We start from the raw sequence: 19,096 nt of genomic DNA, 5'->3' as shown, positions 1-19,096 counted from the left end.
TCGGCGTTAAGCAGTCAGTCACGTGTAGGTTAGACAAGGAGATGACCATGCCAGCAACTCACGAGATTACATGCATCAACAAGAGTGATCGTCAAAATCCACATGAGCGCATTACTCATATTGGGGGTAAGGCCGGCGGAGAAAATGGGGGTGGGCCTTGGAAGATTACCCAAGAGAAAGCCATAGACGGCATTGAGGCTGGAACTTGGGCCTTCTATGTCACGAAGAACGGCAGCAGAGTAAATGTGGTAGTGGCTACTAGTCGATATGGAAACAAGTATCTGAAGACTGAAGCTGATGGCGAGCAACCAAATAACCTTTTAAGCCTGCCAGAATGTCGCTGAGTCAGATGCTTAACAAATAGTTGTAGTACGTTCAGGGCCTCCGGCCCTGCACCGGACGCCCATTTCGCTGTGCTACATGGGCACCGCTAAACAAGGGCGTTAAGTGTCAAAGGATTGATCGATGAAAGGTGAATGTCTCTGCGGAAACGTGAAGTTCGAAATTGAAGGGGAGATTCGAAACCTCTATCAATGTCATTGTTCGTTGTGCCGCAAAGCCACTGGAGCGGCAGCTAATGCTGCTACGTTTGTGCAGGCCGCTGCTTTTCGCTGGGTGTCGGGCGAGAGTGAGATTAGGTCCTACAACAAGCCCAGCGGTTTCCGAAGCGATTTTTGTTCGGTGTGTGGGAGTCCGGTTCCCAATAGCCTGAGAGACAGCGGAATGGTTTGGGTTCCTGCCGGCTTGCTTGATGAACCAGTCGCTTCGAGGATATCTGTTCATCTCCATACAATGTCTGCTGCCGCTTGGGAGCAAGAGTCTGCCGAGTGTGTTCGACTGGACGGTGGGCCTGACAGCCTGGAATCACTTAACAAGTTGTTGTAGTTCGTTCCGGCCTACGGCCTCCACCGGACGCCCCTGTCGGGGCGCCGCTAAACAAAAGCGTTATGTGGTGCCAACCATGCTAAAATTGCCGGTTTTGAACAATGTTTAATCACGGATAGCCAGGACGCTACTTATCACAGAAAGGAACTCTCACCATGAGCAATCTGATTGCCGCCTGCGTCGGCGATATGCACGTTTGCCCGATCAAAGGGCACGGCTCTTCCCCCATCATGCCAAACGGCTCCAGCATCCTTGTTGAAGGTAAACCTATCGCTCGCGTTGGTGATGTCACCGGCTGTGGTGCGGTTATTACTCAAGGCTACCCGTTGGCGTTAGCCGATGGTATGCCGGTGGCATACCTTGGCAGCCCCACCAGTCATGGTGGTTCCATTGTCAGCGGTAATCCACGAGTGATTTTGGGTGTCGCCACGAATACGGCACCGGTTGTGGACTTCGCCATGGCTGGTGCGCTGGATGACAAAGGCCAGCTTACCCCTGCCGCCAAAGAGTTGCTGGACAAAGATCCGCAGGAGTTTGTGCGCAAAGCTGCGCAGAAAGGCGCGTTGATTGACGAAGGTGTTTCTGACGAATCGCCAGAGGATTCGCCCGAAGAAGAGAACCGTCCTAAGGTCCGGGTGGAGGCTGGCATCTTTTTCGATGGCACCGGCAACAACCGCGATAACACACAGACGTACCAGCGACAGATGGACGATTGTCTTACGGCCAATGCGGCTGGGGCCATCTCCGAGGACGAGTGCAGTGCCGAACTGTCGCAGGTGATGGAAGGCAGTTACCTCAGTGCGGAAACCAATGTCTCCAAGCTGGAGCGAATGTATCAGCAGGGTCAATTCCAGAGTGAGGAATGGAAGGAAGCTCACCGCATCTCGACCTACGTTTCCGGTGTTGGCACCAAGTCCGGCGAATCGGATGATGGTCCCAGCATGGGGCTTGGACTTGGTGAGCAAGGCATACTCAAGAAAATTGACCAAGGCAGCGAGGCGCTGGCGGCTGATATCATCCGTTTTGTGAGTGACCCCATCGACGAACTCGTGCTTGACGTTTTCGGCTTCAGCCGTGGCGCGGCTACGGCCCGCCATTTCATCAGCCGGGAAGTTCAGGATGAAGGCGGTGCGCTGGCCGCCGCGTTTAAACAGCAGGGCATACCCTGGGCGAAGAAGATCACCGTTCGCTTTGTAGGTCTTTTCGATACCGTTGCGGGGATTGCCGATCTCGGCAATTTGGACTTCTCTGCACACGATGCAGAAACCGGACGCATCAACGTCAACCTGCGGCCGGAGGATGCTGAACGGGTGGTTCAGTTTGCCGCGCGGGATGAGCGCCGGCACAACTTCTCACTGAACAGCCTGCGAGGTGAATCCGGCGATTTGCCGGAGCACTTCAGCGAATGGGTGCTTCCGGGTGTTCACTCTGATATTGGCGGCGGTTACCCGGATCGCTTTCGAGAACGGGTTGAAGCTCGTCCGCCCTTGGTTGTCAAAGGAAAGGATCGCCGCAATCCCGAAGCCAGTTTTGAATTCTCCCGCATGTTGCAGGAACGTGCGCTGATCAAACACGAGGGTTGGATCGGGCCACTGAACCCACTCGCCACACTTGAAATTGAACAGGAACGCCCACCCGGTTTGCGTGGTGGCGACATTACGCTTCGCCTTTGGCTGGACCGCGAGGTTCTTAGTGAGTACTCCCGTATTCCGCTGTATCTGATGCACAAATTGGCGGTGGATGCTGGTGTGCCATTCGATCCTATACCTACGGAAAGCCCTCAGCTGGTTTTGCCGCCGGAACTAATGACTATCGCCAGAAATCTCGCGGCCCACGTCTGGCATGGCAGCCCGCTATTGATGACTCCGGAATCTAACGCGCTACTGAAACAGCGATATATTCATCATTCCGATCACTATCTGCAGCTTGGCCCGTTGTACCCTTTCAAGCCCGGCAAGTATGGCCGTCGAACTGTCCATCCGAATAAAGGGCAATGGAGTGAGGGGCAATACCATGAGTGTTAAAACGCTTGCCATTAGCTTCTGTGTTCTGGTGCTACTGGGGTGTTCGGATCAGAGCAAATCGGAAGGACCAGCGTATGGCCCAGACCCTACTTACCGAAGTATCTCCGTTGTCGTACCTCAGCACTACGATGCGTGGGTTGAGACCTTTATCCTGGAATCGGTATCGGGGGAAATCGGTTGGCGGGCACCTATCGGGATAATCACCTGCTGTTGGAAACATCCGTCGGGCAAAAACGCGGAGTGGCAGGCAATGCCGGGGCTTGTGCTCATCAAGTGGTTCTCGTTTGCTGAGCAGCAATCTTACCGGGCGTTGATCCAGCTTGAGAATGCCCGCGAGATTGAGGAGAAAATGAAAGAAATCGCTCCGATTGAACGCTACGGTAAAACCTTTGACATGCCTCTCAACGACCTGACGTTTGGTCTGGCGCCGGGCGGCACGGTGGTTGTCTGGATCATGAACGGCGCGGAAAATGCGATTGAGGTGGGGCGTTACGAGGCCTCAGAAATAGAAACACACCCAGAGCATTACCGTGAAATCACTGAACGCTATAATCGTGACAGTCGAGATTATATTGAGAAGCACGGTATACCGATTGATGGCTGGTAATTGTCCGTCATCGGTTGAGGTTGGGAGTAAGTCACCACATAACCAAGCGCGTCAACGGGACCGCTTTGTTCCGCTGCCGCTCCACAAATCGGCCCGTTACGCCAGCGTTATCTGCATTAGGTGTTCTATGGAGATCAGTTTGGACGAGAAAGTAAAGCGGTGGGTAGAGAAAGAAGGGTACCCATTAGAATTTTCAACTGCCCACAAGTTTAAGAAAAGAAGGTTCTCCGTTGAGCAGAGTTATTTTGCAAAAGATGAAAATGGCAAAGCCCGAGAGGTTGATGTTCTAGCAACTGCCAATGTTCCAATCGGCCGCTCTTTTCTCCGAATTAAGCATGTAGTTGAATGCAAATGGAGTAAAGACAAACCTTGGGTGTTATTTAAAGACGAAAAACGTTTTGCCACTTCCGCTTTGGCAGCTCAGCTTATCTCTTCATCGGCTGGCCAAGCGATAGCTTGGGCCGCCGCTGGCAATGAGGAATTTAAAGAGCTGGGCATGTTTAAGGGGGAGGGATTTTCTTTTTCAGGGCGACAAGCCTTTTCAAAAGGTAATGACCTTTTTTACCAAGCTGTTCAGGGGGTTGTATCCAACTGCCTAAATATTACTAGGTTTTATGACGAGTACGAATTTGCGCCAGAAGATCATATGCTGGCAGTCATCACTCTTCCATTAATTGTGATTGAGGGAGGTCTTCACGAAGCTACATATGCTCCTGAAAGCGACGAATTACAACTGAATAGTATTAATCATGCTCGATTGCGCTGGAAAGGAAATGAAAGGCGGCAATTGAATACGGTAATTGACGTAGTAACATCAGATTACCTTGATACTTTCCTTGATACTTTCCTTGATACCCGTGAAAAAGAGTTAGAGGTTCTCGTTAGTTGCTTCGGAGAAGCCTTACAGCAACTGATTAAGTGTTTCCAAGAAAAAACTGAGAAATATTTAGTAGTTAGAGAAGGTGCTAGGGGTATTTCTGGTAGGCCAAACTTATTACGGAAGCTTAGCAAGCTATCAACACCTAACAAAAAGCTGCAAACGGACGCATCTGACGATGCGCCGTTCAGCTAGGCGTTATACCCAAGGATTAAGCAATGAGTTCGTACGGAACGTTGATCTTCTTCTGTGGGAAGATGGGAGCCGGCAAAAGCACCCTGTCTGGCAAAATCGCTCGTGAGCGGGGAGCCGTGCTTATTTCAGAGGATGAATGGCTGGCCGCTCTGTTCCCCGGCGAGATCAATGATTTCAATGATTACATTCGTTACTCATCTCGGCTCAAGCCAGTGCTGAAATCACACGTCGAGCAAGTGCTCTTGGCTGGCACCTCTGTGGTCCTGGACTTTCCTGGCAACACCCGCAAGCAAAGAGCCTGGTTCAAGGATATCTACTCGCAACACGGCATACCTCATGAGCTGTACTATTTGTCGGTAGACGATGAAGTTTGTTTAAAACAGCTGAAACAGCGACAGAAAGAACAACCTGAACGAGCACAGTTCGACACGGAGGAGGTCTTTAGAATGGTGACGGGTTACTTTGAACCGCCTGAAGAGTCGGAGGCATTCAACCTCCAGATTGTTACGGGCTAGTCCGCATAACGAGTGACTGCTGCAGGATCCAACTGCGTCGGCGCTCCGTTTCTATCCAGACAGACCTGGAAATGCCAGCGTGGCGGCTCTGGTTTGAGCCGCCACGCCATTACCCGCTCCTCTCAATCAATCAGACCCATTTTGGCCATCTGGAATGGGAGGAACTTCCTTTCGTTAACCAAAGTCACAACATCGAGCTCATTAATGAGGCTGGGGTTCAAATACCTGTAAGTCCACCGATAATCGAACCCGTTTTCTGCCGCCTCATAGCGATCCAACAAGATACGGACATGCCCAATGCCGGCCATACGGATCGCCATGTAACAGAGAGCGCAAGGCTCTCCTGAAGCAATCAACGTCGCCCCTTTCAAAGAGACGCTATTTTCATTCCGTGAAGCGTCCCTTATCGCCTGTATTTCTGCGTGTGCGGTACAATCCAGATGGTCGGCAACCTGATTTACCCCCTTGCCGACAACGTCTCCATCTTGATTGACGATCACAGCGGAAAACGGCAAACCACCGGCTTTTACATTGCTAATAGCCAGATCAATGGCGCTTTCGCCACAGGTTGCCAGACGCTCTTCATCAATTCGGTCACGCATCGGTGACCTCATTTCTTGACGATAACGCCGGGGCTGAAAGGCTCAGCTCTGAAGCAAGGCTCTCGGCTCGAGCTTTGGCGTTGGCGACTGACACGCGGTGCCGCTCGTCGCCAAATTCCTGATATTCAGCGGTGACTTCGTAAATGGTGTCCACCCCGAGGTATTTGCTCAACGTTCTGAGGTGCGGCACCAGGTGGCCAGACTCTTCTCTTATTCCGCCTTTTTCAAAGCCAAACTCTCCGCTGGAGGTCACGATGATCAATGTCTTACCGGAGAGCAGAGGCTGCAGCGGGAAGTCCCCTCGTTCGAGATCGAAATCAAACGTTTTGCCGATACGTACGATCTGATCGAACCAGGCTTTTAGCTGAGCCGGCATACCGTAGTTGTACATGGGTGAGGAGATCACAATAACGTCGGCTGCTGAGACCTCAGCGATAAGTGTATCAGAGAGTGCCAGTGTCTCCTGCTGCGCCGGGGTCCTATCTTGCTCCGGGGTAAACACCGCGCCAATCCAATCCTGAGTGATGAAAGCGGGTGGGTTCACGCCAACATCACGATAGATATATTCATCCTCAGGCCGGTTCTGTTTCCAGGTATCAATGAATCGGCGGGCGACATTTTTCGAGATGGAATCGTGATCCGGGTTCGGGTTTGTCGCGGCTCTGACGCTTGAATCAATGTGTAATAGTGTGCTCATGTTCATTTCCTTGGCTGATTGATGACAGGAGCTAGTTTGTGGCGCTGGATGGACTTGCACAAACGGAAAAATTACACTTGCAGATGAATTAAACTCATCCAAACGTTCATGAACTCGTGATTGACCTGGAGATTCACATTGCAGGTGTCATTACAGGCGCTGAAAGCCTTTGAGTCGGCTGCCCGCCGGGGTAGTTTCAAGTTGGCGGCAGAAGAACTTTCGCTGACGCCGACAGCCATCTCACACCATATTGGCAACCTGGAAAACCGATTGAATGTGAGCCTGTTTCATCGGCAAGGAAGACGGATATCCTTGACGGGAACGGGTATCCGATTAGCCAAAGCGACCTCGGAAGGGTTTCGGAAAATCGACAGCGCTTTGGAAGAGGTGGTGAAGGCAGGCAATACAGTCAGGGTGACGACGACATCATCCTTGGCAGCGATGGTGCTGATCCCTTCCCAGCACGATTTCGAACAAGCCAACCCCGAGATTTCTGTGGAAATATCGACCGGCGAGTCGGTCGACAGCCAAACCTACATCATTCCCATTCGATTCGGGGATGTCTCAGTTGCTGAGCCTTCTGATGTCATTCGATTTGAGTCATTCAATGTATTTGGTGCCTATGGAATGACGCCTCCCTCCTGGGAAAATGCCCCTTTAACCCTTTTTACCACGGAGTGGAAAAACCAAGCGTTACCGGCCCCTCCCCTCGCCGATTGGTTAGAAAAAAATGGACTGCAGGGGGCAAATATCCAACTCAAAACGTTTGATCAGGAGCTTTTCGGGATCCAACAGGCTATGGCAGGCAACGGGCTGGTGTTCTGCTCTACAACGCTCGTCGAACGGCTGTTGAAGGCCAACGTTCTGCAGCACTTCGACACGCAATCGGTAACATCAGATTTGTGCTATTACGTTCCAGGTAGGGATAGCTTCGAAACGAGGAGTGCGGCCAAATTCCTGAATTGGATCGAAGATATCCTGAACCAGTAATACATACAGTCATTTTCATTTTTCATGGACATCAGCCCAATAAAAACCGGAGAACGCCAATGACCGCCTACGTGATCGGCAACATCACCGTAAAAGACCCCGAGAAATGGGCAGAATACCGCAGCCTTGTTCCGGAAACGCTGGTTCCCTGGGATGGGGAGCTGGTGCTTCGGGGTACACGGGCAAAGGTGCTGAGTGGGCAATACCGGCACACCGATACGGTGGTTATCCGCTTTCCCAATGCGGATTCCGCCACCGATTGGCACAATTCCCCTGCCTATCAGGCATTGGTGCCGTTACGCACCCAGGCAGCGGATGTGGATCTGGTGACTTTCGAGGCCGATTAATAACTACTGCCACCACCAGCACCCTGGCGCCTATACTGGACAGCAAACCAACAGAGAAGCGCCATGGAAAACAATTCAACAAGCCTGAGCATGACCGTCCTGATGACGCCGGACAAAGCCAATTTCTCTGGCAATGTGCACGGCGGCACCCTGCTGAAGTACCTGGATGAAGTCGCCTATGCCTGCGCCAGCCGTTACGCCGGGACGTATGTCGTTACTCTGTCCGTCGACCAGGTGATGTTCCTCCAACCCATCCAAATTGGCGAGCTGGTCACCTTTCTGGCCAGCGTGAACTACACCGGCCGTACCTCCATGGAGATCGGCATCAAGGTGGTTACCGAGAACATCCGCGACAAGTTGGTTCGCCATAGCAACAGCTGCTTTTTTACCATGGTGGCGGTTGATGACAACGGTAAAGCCGTCGCCGTGCCGCAGCTGGTTCCACGTACCGATGATCAGATCCGGCGATTTGCCAACGGTAAGGAGCGCCGCGCCATTCGTGCCGAACTGGAGGAACGCTACAGGGAGCTGCATAAAAAATGAGTCCGGCGCAAATAACTGAAGCAGATCTATTTTTTCGAATTTGAACGTGACTTGGTCGCAGTAGATTTACTCGCTCTCGCAATGATCATTTGCTAACGTGCAAAGCGTCCAGGAGGACGTGATCTCTCAGTAAACAAAAGGAATTGGATCATGGATCACAGTGACCGTGAGTATGTCTCCGCTGCCATCAACTTTTTCTGGGGCGATGGCACGGCCTCACCTGAATCCGTCAATGAACGATCCGCTGAGGTCGTCTATACCGCAGTAACCGAGTCGCAATCGTGCTCAGCTTCCATGGACCTGGTTCCCAGACCGAGCGGCGGCAAGCCAGGAATCTCCTATATCGTGAAACAAGTGGCTGGCATCGGTAAAAACATCGCTTCCGGTAACAGTCAGACTTATTACATTTGCAAGCTGCAAGTCAGCCAGAATTTCCGCTCTGAAATCCACATGGCACTAAAGGGAATTTGAGATGTTCAAGATTGGATTGATCGCTGTTGCTTTAAGTTTGTCCGTTGCTGTTCATGCCGGTAACCGAATCGAGCTTTTGTACTCGGACTTGAGATTCAGCATTCCGGCAGGTTTCGCCGCTGTTGGCGATATTGGCGACAGCCAGAACATGTTGATCTTCCGATACGGCGACGAGCTAGGTAAACGATTCCTGGCATTCGCAGACATGACCCACGATGAAACGTTGGAATACGGCTGCCCAGCGGCCACTTTCTTCGAGGCTGTTTTCTTTGAGACAGCTGCAGCCGATTGTGACCAGACGTTGATCGGGGCCGTGCACGAGAATTTTGTCAGCGGCAGAGATGTCGCCACCTGGACGCAGGATTCCTATTCACTCGCCTACTCCGACCACGGGAACAAAGCCTTCCTCTTTGTGATCGGCAAAGATGCAAAGCTGCTAAAGATTGACTCCGATTTTCTTGATGGCGAATCCCTCAAGCGCATCGCTGAAGACATTTAATTCCAGCAACAAATAAATCAAGGAAGATTATGAGACTATCCCCCCTCCCCCTCGTCGTTCTCTGCCTGTTTATGGGCTTCACCTTCTGGGTGATGGCCGGCGCCGAGCAATCGCTCCTCGCATTCGGCGCCCAGTTGATGTCGAGCCCCGATACCGCACAGGTTGTTATCGATCTCTACATTCTCGCGGTATTGGCTTGCATCTGGATGTACCAGGATGCCAAACGTCGAGGCAAAGGATTGGGTTACCTGGTTCCGTTTTTCGTTCTGACAGCAGTGTTTGTCTCCGCAGGGCCCTTGCTGTATCTGGTTCTTCGAGGTGGGCGCGAGACTGAAGCCGGTAGGCTTTAACCGTTCGCATCAGCCAAATCAGCGTCGGCCATCTTTGAGCACCCGAGCTACAATGCTAACGTTGAGTGGTTTCAGTCAGCCAGACTTCGGAGGGCCCCATGGCAGGCGGATGGTCTCGTGATGGTGCGGTTCAGGAACAGATCGACGCAAGCGTTGAGGATGAAATCCAGCGCGCACGCAGCCAGTTGGCCAAAGGCGAAAGTGCCGAGGAATGTGATGAGTGCGGAGCACCAATTCCAGAGGCCCGGCGCAAGGCCATTCCCGGTGTTCGTTTGTGCATTGACTGCCAGTCGGCCCATGAAAAGGAGCGCAGCCAGTCTGGCGGCATCAATCGCAGAGGCAGCAAGGACAGCCAGCTGCGATAGAGACGGCCCACAAAGTAGCCTGGGCGGCGGTTAAAGAGGAATATCGCAAGGAGGGCGACAGGTGGGTCAAAGGCAAATCCCAAGAATGAATCGCCATAGCACACCCTCCCGGACTAGCGTTTGAATATGGACATTTCAATCGAACCGGGGCGGGCTGATCATCTTGATGGCATTCACGCTCTGGTCCTCGAATGGGGTTACACAGCCAGCAGGCTCCGAACGAAAGCATGGCTCGAGGCAATCGCTAACTCTCCCGACCATCAGCTTTTCGTCGCCCTTTCCGGGGGTTCGGTCGTCGGATGGATAGCAGTGGAAAAGCGCCTGTTCCTCAGCGAGCTGTTTGTCGCGGAAATTACAGGCCTGGTTGTAGGCTCCCGGGCACGGAGGGCTGGTATCGGCCAGCTATTGGTCCAGTCTGCTGAAGACTGGTCCAGCTCTATGGGACTCCCGCGGGTGGTGGTACGCTCTAATGTAACGCGCCTGGAGTCTCATGGCTTTTATCCGGCGGTTGGTTATACGCAATCCAAAACAACGCATGTCTACACCAAAGACCTCAAGCAGCCCGGATCGGAGCCCTGAACGCCCCGGCCTGAAAAACGGCGCTCTCCCAGCAAAGGAAACTGCATGAAAATCTATGGCGATACCCAATCCGGGAACTGCTACAAGGTTCAGCTCGTTTGCCAACTGCTGAACATCGACCACCAGTGGATTGATGTCGACATTCTGGCGGGCGACACAAAATCCGATGATTTTTTGAAAAAGAACCCGAATGGCAAGATTCCTCTGCTGGAGCTGGATAGTGGCGAGACGCTGTCAGAGTCCAACGCCATCATCAACTACCTCGCGTTCGGCTCTGATCTGTACCCGAATGACCGCCTCGCTCAGGCCCGCGTTCTGCAATGGCAGTTCTTCGAACAATACAGCCATGAGCCGTTTATCGCCGTTGCGCGCTTCATCAACAAGTACCTGGGACTGCCGGCAGACAAAGCCGACGAGTATGCCGCCAAGCAAACCGGCGGGCACAAGGCCTTGCAGGTGATGGAGCAACAACTGGCAGAGACGCCATTCCTGGCGGGTGAGAAGGTCACTACTGCAGATATCTCACTCTATGCATACACCCACGTCGCGGATGAGGGTGGTTTTGAGCTGGAAGCCTACCCTGCGATTCGCGCATGGCTGGATCGGGTTGCGGCATTACCGAATTTCAGGCCTATGGTTTAGAAGTGCGCGGTAATTACTCTCCTATCCCCATGTAAATCGTAAAGACTGGTTCACAAAGCGTCATAAATACGGCTTTTTATCGGTACAAAGGAAAATCCCCGTGCCTGAACTGAAAACCATCGGTCTGTTTCTCGTTACCGCGCTGGCTGAAATCGTTGGCTGCTACCTACCCTATCTCTGGCTTCGCGAGGGAAAGAGCATCTGGCTTCTGGTACCCGGGGCCCTGAGCCTGGCGGCATTTGCCTGGTTACTTTCCCTGCATCCTACTGCCGCCGGTCGGGTTTATGCGGCCTACGGCGGTGTGTATATCTTTATGGCCATTCTCTGGCTTTGGGCTATTGATGGTATCCGGCCAACCGTTTGGGATCTGGTGGGATCCGGCGTAGCACTGCTCGGCATGGCGATCATCATGTTTGCGCCTAGAGGCGCATAAATCTGCATCGCGTACCCGATAATCACCACAGATCTGCTTAAGCCGTGACCTCCTCTCGGCGCGCTGACGTACAGTAGTCATATGATCGACGTTCCACTTACCAAAACGAAGACGCTAGCGCCTCCTTACACTATGCAACGCTTTTCATATTGGCTTTTCGCACTGCTGCTCCTGGTGACCCCGCCAAGCCACTCAGAGACGGCCGACTGGCAAACAGAGGTGTCCAGAGAGGCTGCAAACCTTGAGCGCCTTCACTCCTTGATTGTTGTCCATGAGGGCCAGGAAGTTCTGGCATTGGATTTGAAGAGTGCCGGGCTCGACACGCCAACCAACATCAAATCTCTTTCAAAGACAGTACTCGCCGCGCTGGTGGGTATCGGCATCGAAAAAGGTGTGTTCGAGGGAACCAATCAACCGGTTGTTGAAACGCTCGGTGACCGCATACCCGCCTCCGCCACCGAGGGCGTAGACCGGATAACTCTGGGGCACCTGCTGTCTTTGCAGGCTGGGTTGCAGCGGACATCTGGCCGTTACTATGGCCCCTGGGTGAACAGCGATAACTGGGTGCACCATGTGCTCACCCGGCCGTTCGTGGATGAGCCGGGAGGTCGCATGCTCTACTCCACCGGCAGCAGCCACCTGCTCTCGGCGGCGCTCACCGAAAGCGCCGGGCGCAGCACGCTCGACCTGGCGCGGGAATGGTTGGGCGAGCCACTGAATATAACCATTCCTGCCTGGGGCCGGGACCCCCAGGGGATCTATTTTGGTGGCAATAATATGGCTCTTTCGCCAAGGGACCTGGCAAAAATCGGCGAGCTTTATCGCAATGAAGGCCGCCTTGGTGATCGGCGCCTGTTTCCGGAAAACTGGGTGCGGGAGTCCTGGATTGAACGCGGAAGGTCCGCCTACACAGATGATCCCTATGGCTATGGCTGGTTCCAGCAGCCGCTCGCCGGCGAAATGGGGTATTACGGGCGTGGGTACGGAGGCCAGGTACTGTATGTGATGCCCGCTCGCAAACTGACCGTGGTGATGACCTCTGACCCTACCCCTCCCTCGCCGGGTTCAGCCTTTTTGCGCCGCCAGTTCCAGTTAATTGAGGAGCACATAATTCCTGCCTTGGAAAACTGAAGCGGCCGCCACGCATACGTTTCCTCAACTATACTCACTGGTGGCGAATACCAAGGAGGAAACGAAATGAACAGGATCGCAATTACACTGTTTTCAGCTCTGTTGATCGCGCCAGTAGCAGCGATTGCAGAGAGCATGAAGTCTGAGGCGCCGGCCAACGCTGGCGTGTATTTCGTGCAACCAACTGACGGCGCAACCGTAAACGAAACCTTCAAAGTCGTCTTTGGTCTGCGGAACATGGGCGTAGCACCTGCTGGCGTGGAAAAAGCAGGCACCGGACACCACCACCTGCTGATCGATACCGACGTACCGTCCGATCTGAGCAAATCCCTCCCGGCAACGGATCAAATCAGACACTTTGGTGGCGGGCAAACCGAAACCGAGATCACGCTATCACCGGGTAAACACACGCTGCAGCTTTTGGTCGGTGATCACATGCATGTGCCGCACAACCCGCCAGTGGTTTCCGAGAAGATCACAGTAATGGTGGAGTAACGTTCTACCCTGAACGGAATGGCCAGTGCAGAGTTGCATTTCAGTCAATCCCCTGGGCGTTCGATCATGGTACTGTGAGCGCAAATAATCCGAACGAATCCAGGGGATAGCTGATGCGAAAGAACATTCTGATTACCGGTGCCAGCACCGGTCTCGGGGAAGGCATGGCTCGCGAATGGGCGGCCAAAGGCTGTAATCTGGCGCTCTGTGCGCGCCGGGCAGACAAGCTGGAAGCTCTCCAGCGGGAATTGCAGCAGGCTCATCCGGATATCCGGGTACTCGTCCGAGGCCTTGATGTCTGCGATTACGATCAGGTGTTCGAAGTGTTCCGGGGCTTCCGGGATGAGCTCGGTAGTCTTGATCGGGTGGTGGTTAATGCAGGTATTGGCAGCTCACAGCCCATCGGCCGTGGGCATTTCGCTGCCAACCGCCACACCGCCGAGACCAACTTCATCGCTGCTATTGCCCAGAGTGAGGCAGCCATGGAGATCTTCCGCGAGCAGAACAGCGGTCACCTGGTGTTAATGTCGTCTGTCAGTGGTGTTCGCGGCTTCCGTGGTCCACTGAACGTATACGCTGCCACCAAGGCCGCCGTAGCCTCTTTGGCGGAAGGTCTGCAGCTCGATACCAAGGGTAAGCCGATCAACGTCAGCAACATTATGCCCGGCTACATTCTCACGGATATTAACCGGGACACTAAAAGCGCGCCCTTCCGTGTGGATCTGGAAACCGGTGTAAAGGCCCTGGTGAAAGCCATCGAATCGGAGAAGCGCCGGGCCTACGTGCCCTGGTGGCCATGGACGCCGCTAAGCTATGTATTAAAAGCCCTGCCTTTTGAAGTCTTCTCCAGAGCCATGTGATCAATCGACAAGGTGAATGGACATGTCCGCTTTCAATCCTGCTTATGTCCTTGTGCTACTCGCTTTAAGCTGCCCGAACGCGTGGGGGAGCACCCACGGCTCTGCCCCGCTGAGCGCAGAGGAATCGGACCCTCAAGCACTACAGTGGATGACCGGTTTCCCGCCGCCCGACGACAAGCTGATCGCCCACCCCCAAAGCAATTACTTCAGCTTCCCTAAACTCCGCTGGACTGTCTGTCATATCCGGGAACTGCTGCCGACCACTAGGATCAGCCGCGGCATCGGTGCACCCGATCCACTGCCGTACGCACTGGATAATGGGATCAACGACATTTCGTTCATGCCGATGGGTAGCGACACCCAAATGAACTGGCGCGAGTCTTTGGCTGCGAACTACACCGACGGGTTGCTGATTCTTCACAAAGGCAAGATCGTATACGAATATTACAACGGCTGCCTGAGCGAGACCGGCAAACACGCTGCTATGTCGATGACCAAGTCCCTGACCGGCCTACTGGCTGAAGTTCTGGTGGCCGAAGGCAAACTGGACGATGAAGCAACTGTGGACAGCCTTGTGCCTGAGCTGAAAAACAGTGCTTTTGGTAGTGCCACCGTGCGGCAAGTTATGGATATGACCACCGCGCTGGATTACAGCGAAGACTACGCCGATCCTGAGGCTGACATCTGGCAATACTCTGCGGCAGCCAGCCCCTTGCCAAAGCCTTCTGATTACAGTGGACCGGAGGGTTATTTCGAGTACCTGCAAACCGTTGAGCAAAACGGCGACCACGGCGATGCGTTCGGCTATCGGACTGTCAATTCTGATGCCCTCGGTTGGATAATCGCCCGGGTAAGCGGTAAGAGCGTGGCGAATCTACTTTCTGAACGTCTCTGGAACCCCCTTGGCACCGAACAGGATGCCTACATGACGATCGATGCCAAAGGCACGCCTTTCGCGGGTGGTGGACTGAGCGCAGGGCTCAGGGATCTTGGCAGGATAGGCCTGTTGATGCTGAACAAAGGCAAGTACAAGAATCGGCAACTGTTCCCTGAATCTGTGGTGAATGCAATCCAGGCCGGCGGCGACAAAAAGGCCTTTGCCAAGGCTGGCTACACCACCCTTCCCGGCGGAAGCTATCGCAGCATGTGGTGGATCTTCAACAACGCCAATGGCGCTTATGCCGCTCGAGGCGTTCACGGGCAAACCATCTACATTGACCCCACCGCCAACATGGTTCTGGTACGCTTCGCATCGTTTCCCAATGCCAGTAACAGCAAGATCGACCCAACCTCTCTGCCACTATATCAAGCCGTCGCAGACTACCTAATGAACAGGGATTGAGGAACGCTTGACCACAATGGAATACGCTCAATGATCAAATCCTTTGCCCTGGCAGCGTTGATTGCTGTTCTGCTGGGGTTCCTTGGCTTTCAATACTACATCACCTCCGTGCCGGATCTGGCAGAGCCCATTACCGTGGAGGAAACCCGATTCATCGAGCAGGACCAATCCCTCCTGTTAACGCTACGGGGTGGCGAGGGCCGCCAGTTTACCGTAGGCCTGCGCGGAGACATCGCCAACGATCCGGAACAAACCGCCTTGTTCTTTATCAGCAATCCAGATCTGGTGCCCTATGTGTACTGGCCGGGTCTTCGGAGCAACGACGAAAAACGGGTACTGGAGCTGCTGGAAGATATGGTTGAAAAACAAAAGCAGGAGGAAGCGGTCAGGCAGATTTATGAGGTGCTGAAGAACCGGAACTGAAGCCGCCGGATTCTGGGCGGGCTGGAAAAATGGCTGGGAAAGCGGGTCCAAGAACTCCCCCAGCCAGCACCACGGTTGTGGCGACTTTCTAGCGCACTTTTGAGAGGAACTTCTGGGTGAGCGGGTTCTGCGGATCGGTTATTACCTGCCTGGCTTCCCCGATCTCTGCAATAACGCCTTCATGGAAATACGCGACGCGATCAGAAACATCCCGTGCGAAGCCCATTTCATGGGTCACGCAGATCATGGTCATCCCCTCTTCCGCCAACAGGCGCAGTGTGTCCAGAACCTCGCCGACCAGCTCCGGATCGAGCGCAGAGGTTACCTCATCAAGCAGCATATAATCGGGCTTCATGGCCAGGGCACGGGCAATCGCCAGGCGTTGCTGCTGGCCGCCGGACATTTTCGTGGGATAGACGTCGAACTTGTCACCCAGGCCGACGTGCTCCAACTCTTTCTTGGCAATTTCAATTGCCTCTTCCTTGCTCATTTTCTTGACGATTCTGGGCGCCAGTGCGGCGTTCTCCAGCACAGTCATATGAGGAAAGGAATTCCATTGCTGAAAGACCATGCCCAGTTTCTGGCGCAGCTTGTCCTTATTGGTCTCCTTGGCATGGACATCCACATCATCAACGAGGATCTTGCCCTTGTTGATGGGCTCAATGGCATTGATGCAATACAGGAGAGTCGACTTGCCACTGCCGGAGCCCCCGATAACGCTCACGACCTCGCCTTTCTTTACATCCAGGCTTACGCCTTTCAGTACTTCAAGATCGCCGAAGGATTTATGGACATTCTGTACGCTGATCATATTGCCATTTTCCTCTCAACATACCGGCCGTAGTGGGACAGCGGGTACGAAATAATGAAGTAAAAGATACCAACACCGATCAGAATCTCGAGCGGTTGCTGGGTTCTTGAAATCAGTTGCTCCGACGTGCGCAGCAATTCCATGTAACCGATGACCGAGACCAGGGCCGAGTCCTTGATGACACTGAGTGCAACACCCAGCCACGAGGGGAACACAGCACGCAAACCAATCGGCAACCGAATGTGGTAGATGGTTTGCCATTTGGTCATGCCCAGTGAGCGCGCTGCCGTCTGCATTGAGGGACTGACACTCTCAAAGCCACTGCGGAAAACCTCGCTCATGAAGGCCATGGTATACAGCGAGAGCACAATGGAGCCCGCAACAAACGGCGCCAGTGGATTTCCCATCGCACCGACAAAAGTCGAGAACAGAATAAGCTGGATGATCAGGGGAACACTTCTCAGCACGTCGAGCACGCTACCGAAAAGGACGTTGACGGCCTTGTTGCTCTCGGCACGGAGAAAGCCGACGATCAATCCCAGAATAGTGCCCACCACGATGGCGACAACGGAGATGATGATGGTATTCCAGACACCGGTCAGGATCAGACCGCTATCGCTCCAGGACAGGGGTGTGAATAAAGAATTCATCAGATTTCCCCCTTGAAAAGTCTACGAGCAAGCAGTGATGACCAGAACAACACGAGTTTGGTGATCACGAAGTACATCACGGCCGCCACAATGAAGAACTCCAGCGTTCTGAACGACAGTGACTGCAGACGCTGAGTCGTGCCAGAAAGCTCGCTCATACCCACCAGAATGCCCAGAGAGCTCATCAGGATGGACCAGACAAACTGGTTGGTCATCGGGTGATAGATGCGTCTCAGCATCTGCGGAAGGATGATGTATCGATACGTCTGGATACTGGTCATGCCCAGCGACTTGGAAGCGCTGTACTGGGTGCTCGGGATCGACTGGAAACCACCCCGGAACGTCTCCGTCAGGTAGCCCGCGTTGATAAAGACCAGTGCGCTCAGTACCGCCACGTAGGGACTGAGGTGGATACCGAATGCTCCAAGGCCAAAATAGGCCATGTAGATCTGGAACAGGGCCGGCGTATTCCGGGCGATCTCGACCCAGACCGTAGCAACCTGGCTGAAGAACTTCGTGTTATTCATTTTGGCGATCGCCAACAGTATTGCGATCACAACGCCCAGAAGCATCGCCAGAACGGATACGTGTAGGGTAACGAAGGCACCGTTCAGCAGCTGGGGCATGTTCTGGAACACAACGTTCCAGTGAAATTCGTAGTCCATACCTTGGCCATTTTATGAATGGTAGGAAACTCGACCACGGCCCTTTAACCAGGGCTGTGATCAGAATTTTGGGTCAGGACACCGTTAGGTGAGAGCCCGACCCGGGAACCAATGCAATGACGGCCGCCTGTTTGGCGGCCGTCGGTTCGGCGCTTACTTGTTGTCCCGGAGGGACTTGATCAGATCGGCCGGCGCATCGGTACCGAAGTGCTTGTTGTAAGCTTCGTTCATGTTGCCGTCGCGAATCTGGCGTACCAGGAACAGGTTCAGGTAGTTGATCCAGGCAACCTCATCACGCTTGGCGATGATGCCCACAACGTCGTCGTAGTTGGGAACGTAGGGCCCCGCTTCAAAGTCTGCGAACTCTTCGCTACGCAGTTTGGTCGCGATGTTGGTGTTGGTAGAGATGATTGCGTCGACCTTGCCCTGGTAAAGACCCAGGTAGGCATCGTTCTCGGATTTGAAGGAGGTGTAGTTGTCCTTGCCCCAGCCCTGCTGCTCGGCATAAGCGAGGTATTCGGTTTCGTAGGTGGTGCCGAGCGCCGCACCGACTTTCAGATCCTTCAGGTCGTCGAAGGATTCAATGTTCTTGTCCTCGTTGGCGATAACCTGGAATTTGAAGACGAAGTACGGGTAGGTGAAGCCAACGGTCTTGGCGCGCTCCAGTGTATCGGAGGTAGAACCGATAACCACATCAGTCTTGCCGGACACCAGGGAGGGAATCCGCTCGCCCCAGGTTAGGTTGAGAACATTGACGTCTACGCCGAGCGCCTCGCCCAGGTCGTTACAGTAATCGACGTCGAAGCCTGCAGGCTCGTTGTTCTCGTCAAAATATCCCATTGGTGGGAAATCCAGAACCACGCCACAGTTCAAAGTGCCACGTTGAATCACGGTGTCCAGCTGATCGGCTGTCGCGCTTACGGAGGTTACCGCAGCACAAGCGAATACAAGCGGTGCTAGTTTGCGAATCATAGTTATTCTCTCTTTTTCTTTCGTGGGCGAAAAGTGTGTGTCCGTTATGCCTACACAATAGGAGTTATGTGCAAAAAGCATACGTAAAAATACTACCGTAGATTATTTAGTGAAAATTTTTGAAAT

28 protein-coding genes and 1 pseudogene are annotated in these 19,096 nt (G+C 53.6%); 23 read left to right on the top strand and 6 right to left on the bottom strand.

Annotated features, from left to right (window positions below):
* The first annotated feature begins 47 nt into the window (after positions 1–47).
* From ACP86_RS18230 to ACP86_RS18205, 7 genes and pseudogenes are all read left to right on the top strand, one after another.
* A complete protein-coding gene (locus tag ACP86_RS18230; RefSeq protein ID WP_082220582.1) occupies positions 48–344 on the top strand; it encodes a DUF3892 domain-containing protein in 297 nt (98 codons plus the stop codon).
* A gap of 121 nt (positions 345–465) precedes the next feature.
* The gene (locus ACP86_RS23735) at positions 466–885 is read left to right on the top strand and encodes a GFA family protein (RefSeq protein ID WP_053114990.1); all 420 of its coding nucleotides are present in this window, start codon (positions 466–468) and stop codon (positions 883–885) included.
* A 143-nt stretch (positions 886–1,028) separates the two neighbouring features.
* Positions 1,029–1,187, top strand: a pseudogene (locus tag ACP86_RS23540) (PAAR domain-containing protein); the annotation flags it as partial.
* 42 nt (positions 1,188–1,229) lie between these two features.
* Complete coding sequence (locus ACP86_RS18220) at positions 1,230–2,909, top strand: phospholipase effector Tle1 domain-containing protein (RefSeq protein WP_318256801.1); 1,680 nt, start codon at positions 1,230–1,232, stop codon at positions 2,907–2,909.
* The gene (locus ACP86_RS22265) at positions 2,899–3,516 is read left to right on the top strand and encodes a DUF2931 family protein (protein ID WP_075267703.1); all 618 of its coding nucleotides are present in this window, start codon (positions 2,899–2,901) and stop codon (positions 3,514–3,516) included. Before ACP86_RS18220 ends, ACP86_RS22265 begins: the two co-directional genes overlap by 11 nt.
* Positions 3,517–3,655: 139 nt before the next feature.
* The gene (locus ACP86_RS18210) at positions 3,656–4,588 is read left to right on the top strand and encodes a hypothetical protein (protein WP_141201878.1); all 933 of its coding nucleotides are present in this window, start codon (positions 3,656–3,658) and stop codon (positions 4,586–4,588) included.
* A gap of 23 nt (positions 4,589–4,611) precedes the next feature.
* A complete protein-coding gene (locus ACP86_RS18205) occupies positions 4,612–5,103 on the top strand; it encodes an AAA family ATPase (RefSeq protein WP_008169492.1) in 492 nt (163 codons plus the stop codon).
* A gap of 122 nt (positions 5,104–5,225) precedes the next feature.
* On the opposite strand, the gene ACP86_RS18200 is transcribed toward ACP86_RS18205, so the two are convergent.
* Together ACP86_RS18200 and ACP86_RS18195 are read right to left on the bottom strand one after the other, a co-directional pair.
* Positions 5,226–5,705 (bottom strand): nucleoside deaminase, encoded by a 480-nt coding sequence (locus ACP86_RS18200; protein ID WP_008169494.1) that lies wholly within the window; start codon positions 5,703–5,705, stop codon positions 5,226–5,228.
* Entirely contained in the window at positions 5,698–6,504 is an 807-nt protein-coding gene (locus ACP86_RS18195) for an FMN-dependent NADH-azoreductase (RefSeq protein ID WP_254775473.1), read from the bottom strand. Before ACP86_RS18195 ends, ACP86_RS18200 begins: the two co-directional genes overlap by 8 nt.
* A gap of 42 nt (positions 6,505–6,546) precedes the next feature.
* Between ACP86_RS18195 and ACP86_RS18190 the strand changes: the two genes are divergently transcribed.
* From ACP86_RS18190 to ACP86_RS18120, 16 genes are all read left to right on the top strand, one after another.
* Positions 6,547–7,392, top strand: a complete 846-nt coding sequence (locus ACP86_RS18190) for a LysR family transcriptional regulator (protein ID WP_264752607.1) — start codon at positions 6,547–6,549, stop codon at positions 7,390–7,392.
* A gap of 59 nt (positions 7,393–7,451) precedes the next feature.
* Entirely contained in the window at positions 7,452–7,739 is a 288-nt protein-coding gene (locus ACP86_RS18185; protein ID WP_053114986.1) for a DUF1330 domain-containing protein, read from the top strand.
* A 63-nt stretch (positions 7,740–7,802) separates the two neighbouring features.
* Complete coding sequence (locus ACP86_RS18180; RefSeq protein ID WP_008169502.1) at positions 7,803–8,282, top strand: acyl-CoA thioesterase; 480 nt, start codon at positions 7,803–7,805, stop codon at positions 8,280–8,282.
* 150 nt (positions 8,283–8,432) lie between these two features.
* Complete coding sequence (locus ACP86_RS18175) at positions 8,433–8,753, top strand: hypothetical protein (RefSeq protein ID WP_014576852.1); 321 nt, start codon at positions 8,433–8,435, stop codon at positions 8,751–8,753.
* 1 nt (position 8,754) lies between these two features.
* Positions 8,755–9,252, top strand: coding sequence for a hypothetical protein (locus ACP86_RS18170; RefSeq protein ID WP_053114985.1), 498 nt, complete (start codon positions 8,755–8,757; stop codon positions 9,250–9,252).
* A gap of 29 nt (positions 9,253–9,281) precedes the next feature.
* Positions 9,282–9,602, top strand: coding sequence for a DUF2834 domain-containing protein (locus ACP86_RS18165; protein WP_008169507.1), 321 nt, complete (start codon positions 9,282–9,284; stop codon positions 9,600–9,602).
* 98 nt (positions 9,603–9,700) lie between these two features.
* Positions 9,701–9,967: a DksA/TraR family C4-type zinc finger protein gene (locus tag ACP86_RS18160; RefSeq protein ID WP_008169508.1), complete on the top strand. Its 267-nt coding sequence runs from the start codon at positions 9,701–9,703 to the stop codon at positions 9,965–9,967.
* A complete protein-coding gene (locus ACP86_RS22260) occupies positions 9,964–10,056 on the top strand; it encodes a ChaB family protein (RefSeq protein ID WP_075267801.1) in 93 nt (30 codons plus the stop codon). Before ACP86_RS18160 ends, ACP86_RS22260 begins: the two co-directional genes overlap by 4 nt.
* Positions 10,057–10,093: 37 nt before the next feature.
* A complete protein-coding gene (locus tag ACP86_RS18155; RefSeq protein WP_008169509.1) occupies positions 10,094–10,546 on the top strand; it encodes a GNAT family N-acetyltransferase in 453 nt (150 codons plus the stop codon).
* A 45-nt stretch (positions 10,547–10,591) separates the two neighbouring features.
* Positions 10,592–11,188 (top strand): glutathione S-transferase family protein, encoded by a 597-nt coding sequence (locus ACP86_RS18150; protein WP_008169510.1) that lies wholly within the window; start codon positions 10,592–10,594, stop codon positions 11,186–11,188.
* A 100-nt stretch (positions 11,189–11,288) separates the two neighbouring features.
* Entirely contained in the window at positions 11,289–11,621 is a 333-nt protein-coding gene (locus ACP86_RS18145; RefSeq protein ID WP_008169514.1) for a YnfA family protein, read from the top strand.
* Positions 11,622–11,840: 219 nt separating this feature from the next.
* Positions 11,841–12,752 (top strand): serine hydrolase domain-containing protein, encoded by a 912-nt coding sequence (locus ACP86_RS18140; RefSeq protein ID WP_227507751.1) that lies wholly within the window; start codon positions 11,841–11,843, stop codon positions 12,750–12,752.
* 75 nt (positions 12,753–12,827) lie between these two features.
* Complete coding sequence (locus ACP86_RS18135; protein WP_405420962.1) at positions 12,828–13,247, top strand: DUF4399 domain-containing protein; 420 nt, start codon at positions 12,828–12,830, stop codon at positions 13,245–13,247.
* A 113-nt stretch (positions 13,248–13,360) separates the two neighbouring features.
* The gene (locus ACP86_RS18130) at positions 13,361–14,107 is read left to right on the top strand and encodes an SDR family oxidoreductase (protein WP_008169520.1); all 747 of its coding nucleotides are present in this window, start codon (positions 13,361–13,363) and stop codon (positions 14,105–14,107) included.
* A gap of 22 nt (positions 14,108–14,129) precedes the next feature.
* Entirely contained in the window at positions 14,130–15,449 is a 1,320-nt protein-coding gene (locus ACP86_RS18125) for a serine hydrolase domain-containing protein (protein WP_039881762.1), read from the top strand.
* A gap of 30 nt (positions 15,450–15,479) precedes the next feature.
* On the top strand, positions 15,480–15,872 hold the full coding sequence (locus ACP86_RS18120) for a hypothetical protein (RefSeq protein WP_008169524.1): 393 nt from the start codon (positions 15,480–15,482) through the stop codon (positions 15,870–15,872).
* Positions 15,873–15,960: 88 nt separating this feature from the next.
* Here the strand turns inward: ACP86_RS18120 and ACP86_RS18115 are convergent, their stop codons facing one another.
* The 4 genes from ACP86_RS18115 to ACP86_RS18100 form a co-directional block, all read right to left on the bottom strand.
* Positions 15,961–16,683 (bottom strand): amino acid ABC transporter ATP-binding protein, encoded by a 723-nt coding sequence (locus ACP86_RS18115; protein ID WP_014576841.1) that lies wholly within the window; start codon positions 16,681–16,683, stop codon positions 15,961–15,963.
* Complete coding sequence (locus ACP86_RS18110) at positions 16,680–17,333, bottom strand: amino acid ABC transporter permease (protein WP_008169529.1); 654 nt, start codon at positions 17,331–17,333, stop codon at positions 16,680–16,682. Before ACP86_RS18110 ends, ACP86_RS18115 begins: the two co-directional genes overlap by 4 nt.
* Positions 17,333–17,998: an amino acid ABC transporter permease gene (locus ACP86_RS18105; protein WP_053114983.1), complete on the bottom strand. Its 666-nt coding sequence runs from the start codon at positions 17,996–17,998 to the stop codon at positions 17,333–17,335. Before ACP86_RS18105 ends, ACP86_RS18110 begins: the two co-directional genes overlap by 1 nt.
* 153 nt (positions 17,999–18,151) lie before the next feature.
* Positions 18,152–18,970 (bottom strand): transporter substrate-binding domain-containing protein, encoded by an 819-nt coding sequence (locus ACP86_RS18100; RefSeq protein WP_053114982.1) that lies wholly within the window; start codon positions 18,968–18,970, stop codon positions 18,152–18,154.
* Between the last annotated feature and the right edge of the window lie 126 nt (positions 18,971–19,096).

Origin of the sequence: Marinobacter sp. CP1 (assembly GCF_001266795.1) — a bacterium.
Classification (GTDB): domain Bacteria; phylum Pseudomonadota; class Gammaproteobacteria; order Pseudomonadales; family Oleiphilaceae; genus Marinobacter; species Marinobacter flavimaris.
The sequence above is the reverse complement of the archived record's forward strand: the minus strand, read 5'-3'. Positions and strand labels throughout refer to the sequence as shown.

Excerpts from the sequence above, each read along its gene's own strand:
- ACP86_RS18110 (WP_008169529.1), bottom strand. The coding sequence starts at position 17,333 with ATGAATTCTTTATTCACACCCCTGTCCTGGAGCGATAGCGGTCTGATC.
- ACP86_RS23735 (WP_053114990.1), top strand. The coding sequence starts at position 466 with ATGAAAGGTGAATGTCTCTGCGGAAACGTGAAGTTCGAAATTGAAGGG.
- ACP86_RS18185 (WP_053114986.1), top strand. The coding sequence starts at position 7,452 with ATGACCGCCTACGTGATCGGCAACATCACCGTAAAAGACCCCGAGAAA.
- ACP86_RS18220 (WP_318256801.1), top strand. The coding sequence starts at position 1,230 with ATGCCGGTGGCATACCTTGGCAGCCCCACCAGTCATGGTGGTTCCATT.
- ACP86_RS18160 (WP_008169508.1), top strand. The coding sequence starts at position 9,701 with ATGGCAGGCGGATGGTCTCGTGATGGTGCGGTTCAGGAACAGATCGAC.
- ACP86_RS18125 (WP_039881762.1), top strand. The coding sequence starts at position 14,130 with ATGTCCGCTTTCAATCCTGCTTATGTCCTTGTGCTACTCGCTTTAAGC.
- ACP86_RS18115 (WP_014576841.1), bottom strand. The coding sequence starts at position 16,683 with ATGATCAGCGTACAGAATGTCCATAAATCCTTCGGCGATCTTGAAGTA.
- ACP86_RS18205 (WP_008169492.1), top strand. The coding sequence starts at position 4,612 with ATGAGTTCGTACGGAACGTTGATCTTCTTCTGTGGGAAGATGGGAGCC.
- ACP86_RS18105 (WP_053114983.1), bottom strand. The coding sequence starts at position 17,998 with ATGGACTACGAATTTCACTGGAACGTTGTGTTCCAGAACATGCCCCAG.
- ACP86_RS18230 (WP_082220582.1), top strand. The coding sequence starts at position 48 with ATGCCAGCAACTCACGAGATTACATGCATCAACAAGAGTGATCGTCAA.
- ACP86_RS22265 (WP_075267703.1), top strand. The coding sequence starts at position 2,899 with ATGAGTGTTAAAACGCTTGCCATTAGCTTCTGTGTTCTGGTGCTACTG.
- ACP86_RS18165 (WP_008169507.1), top strand. The coding sequence starts at position 9,282 with ATGAGACTATCCCCCCTCCCCCTCGTCGTTCTCTGCCTGTTTATGGGC.
- ACP86_RS18120 (WP_008169524.1), top strand. The coding sequence starts at position 15,480 with ATGATCAAATCCTTTGCCCTGGCAGCGTTGATTGCTGTTCTGCTGGGG.
- ACP86_RS18180 (WP_008169502.1), top strand. The coding sequence starts at position 7,803 with ATGGAAAACAATTCAACAAGCCTGAGCATGACCGTCCTGATGACGCCG.
- ACP86_RS18155 (WP_008169509.1), top strand. The coding sequence starts at position 10,094 with ATGGACATTTCAATCGAACCGGGGCGGGCTGATCATCTTGATGGCATT.
- ACP86_RS18200 (WP_008169494.1), bottom strand. The coding sequence starts at position 5,705 with ATGCGTGACCGAATTGATGAAGAGCGTCTGGCAACCTGTGGCGAAAGC.
- ACP86_RS18100 (WP_053114982.1), bottom strand. The coding sequence starts at position 18,970 with ATGATTCGCAAACTAGCACCGCTTGTATTCGCTTGTGCTGCGGTAACC.
- ACP86_RS18175 (WP_014576852.1), top strand. The coding sequence starts at position 8,433 with ATGGATCACAGTGACCGTGAGTATGTCTCCGCTGCCATCAACTTTTTC.
- ACP86_RS18130 (WP_008169520.1), top strand. The coding sequence starts at position 13,361 with ATGCGAAAGAACATTCTGATTACCGGTGCCAGCACCGGTCTCGGGGAA.
- ACP86_RS18150 (WP_008169510.1), top strand. The coding sequence starts at position 10,592 with ATGAAAATCTATGGCGATACCCAATCCGGGAACTGCTACAAGGTTCAG.
- ACP86_RS18170 (WP_053114985.1), top strand. The coding sequence starts at position 8,755 with ATGTTCAAGATTGGATTGATCGCTGTTGCTTTAAGTTTGTCCGTTGCT.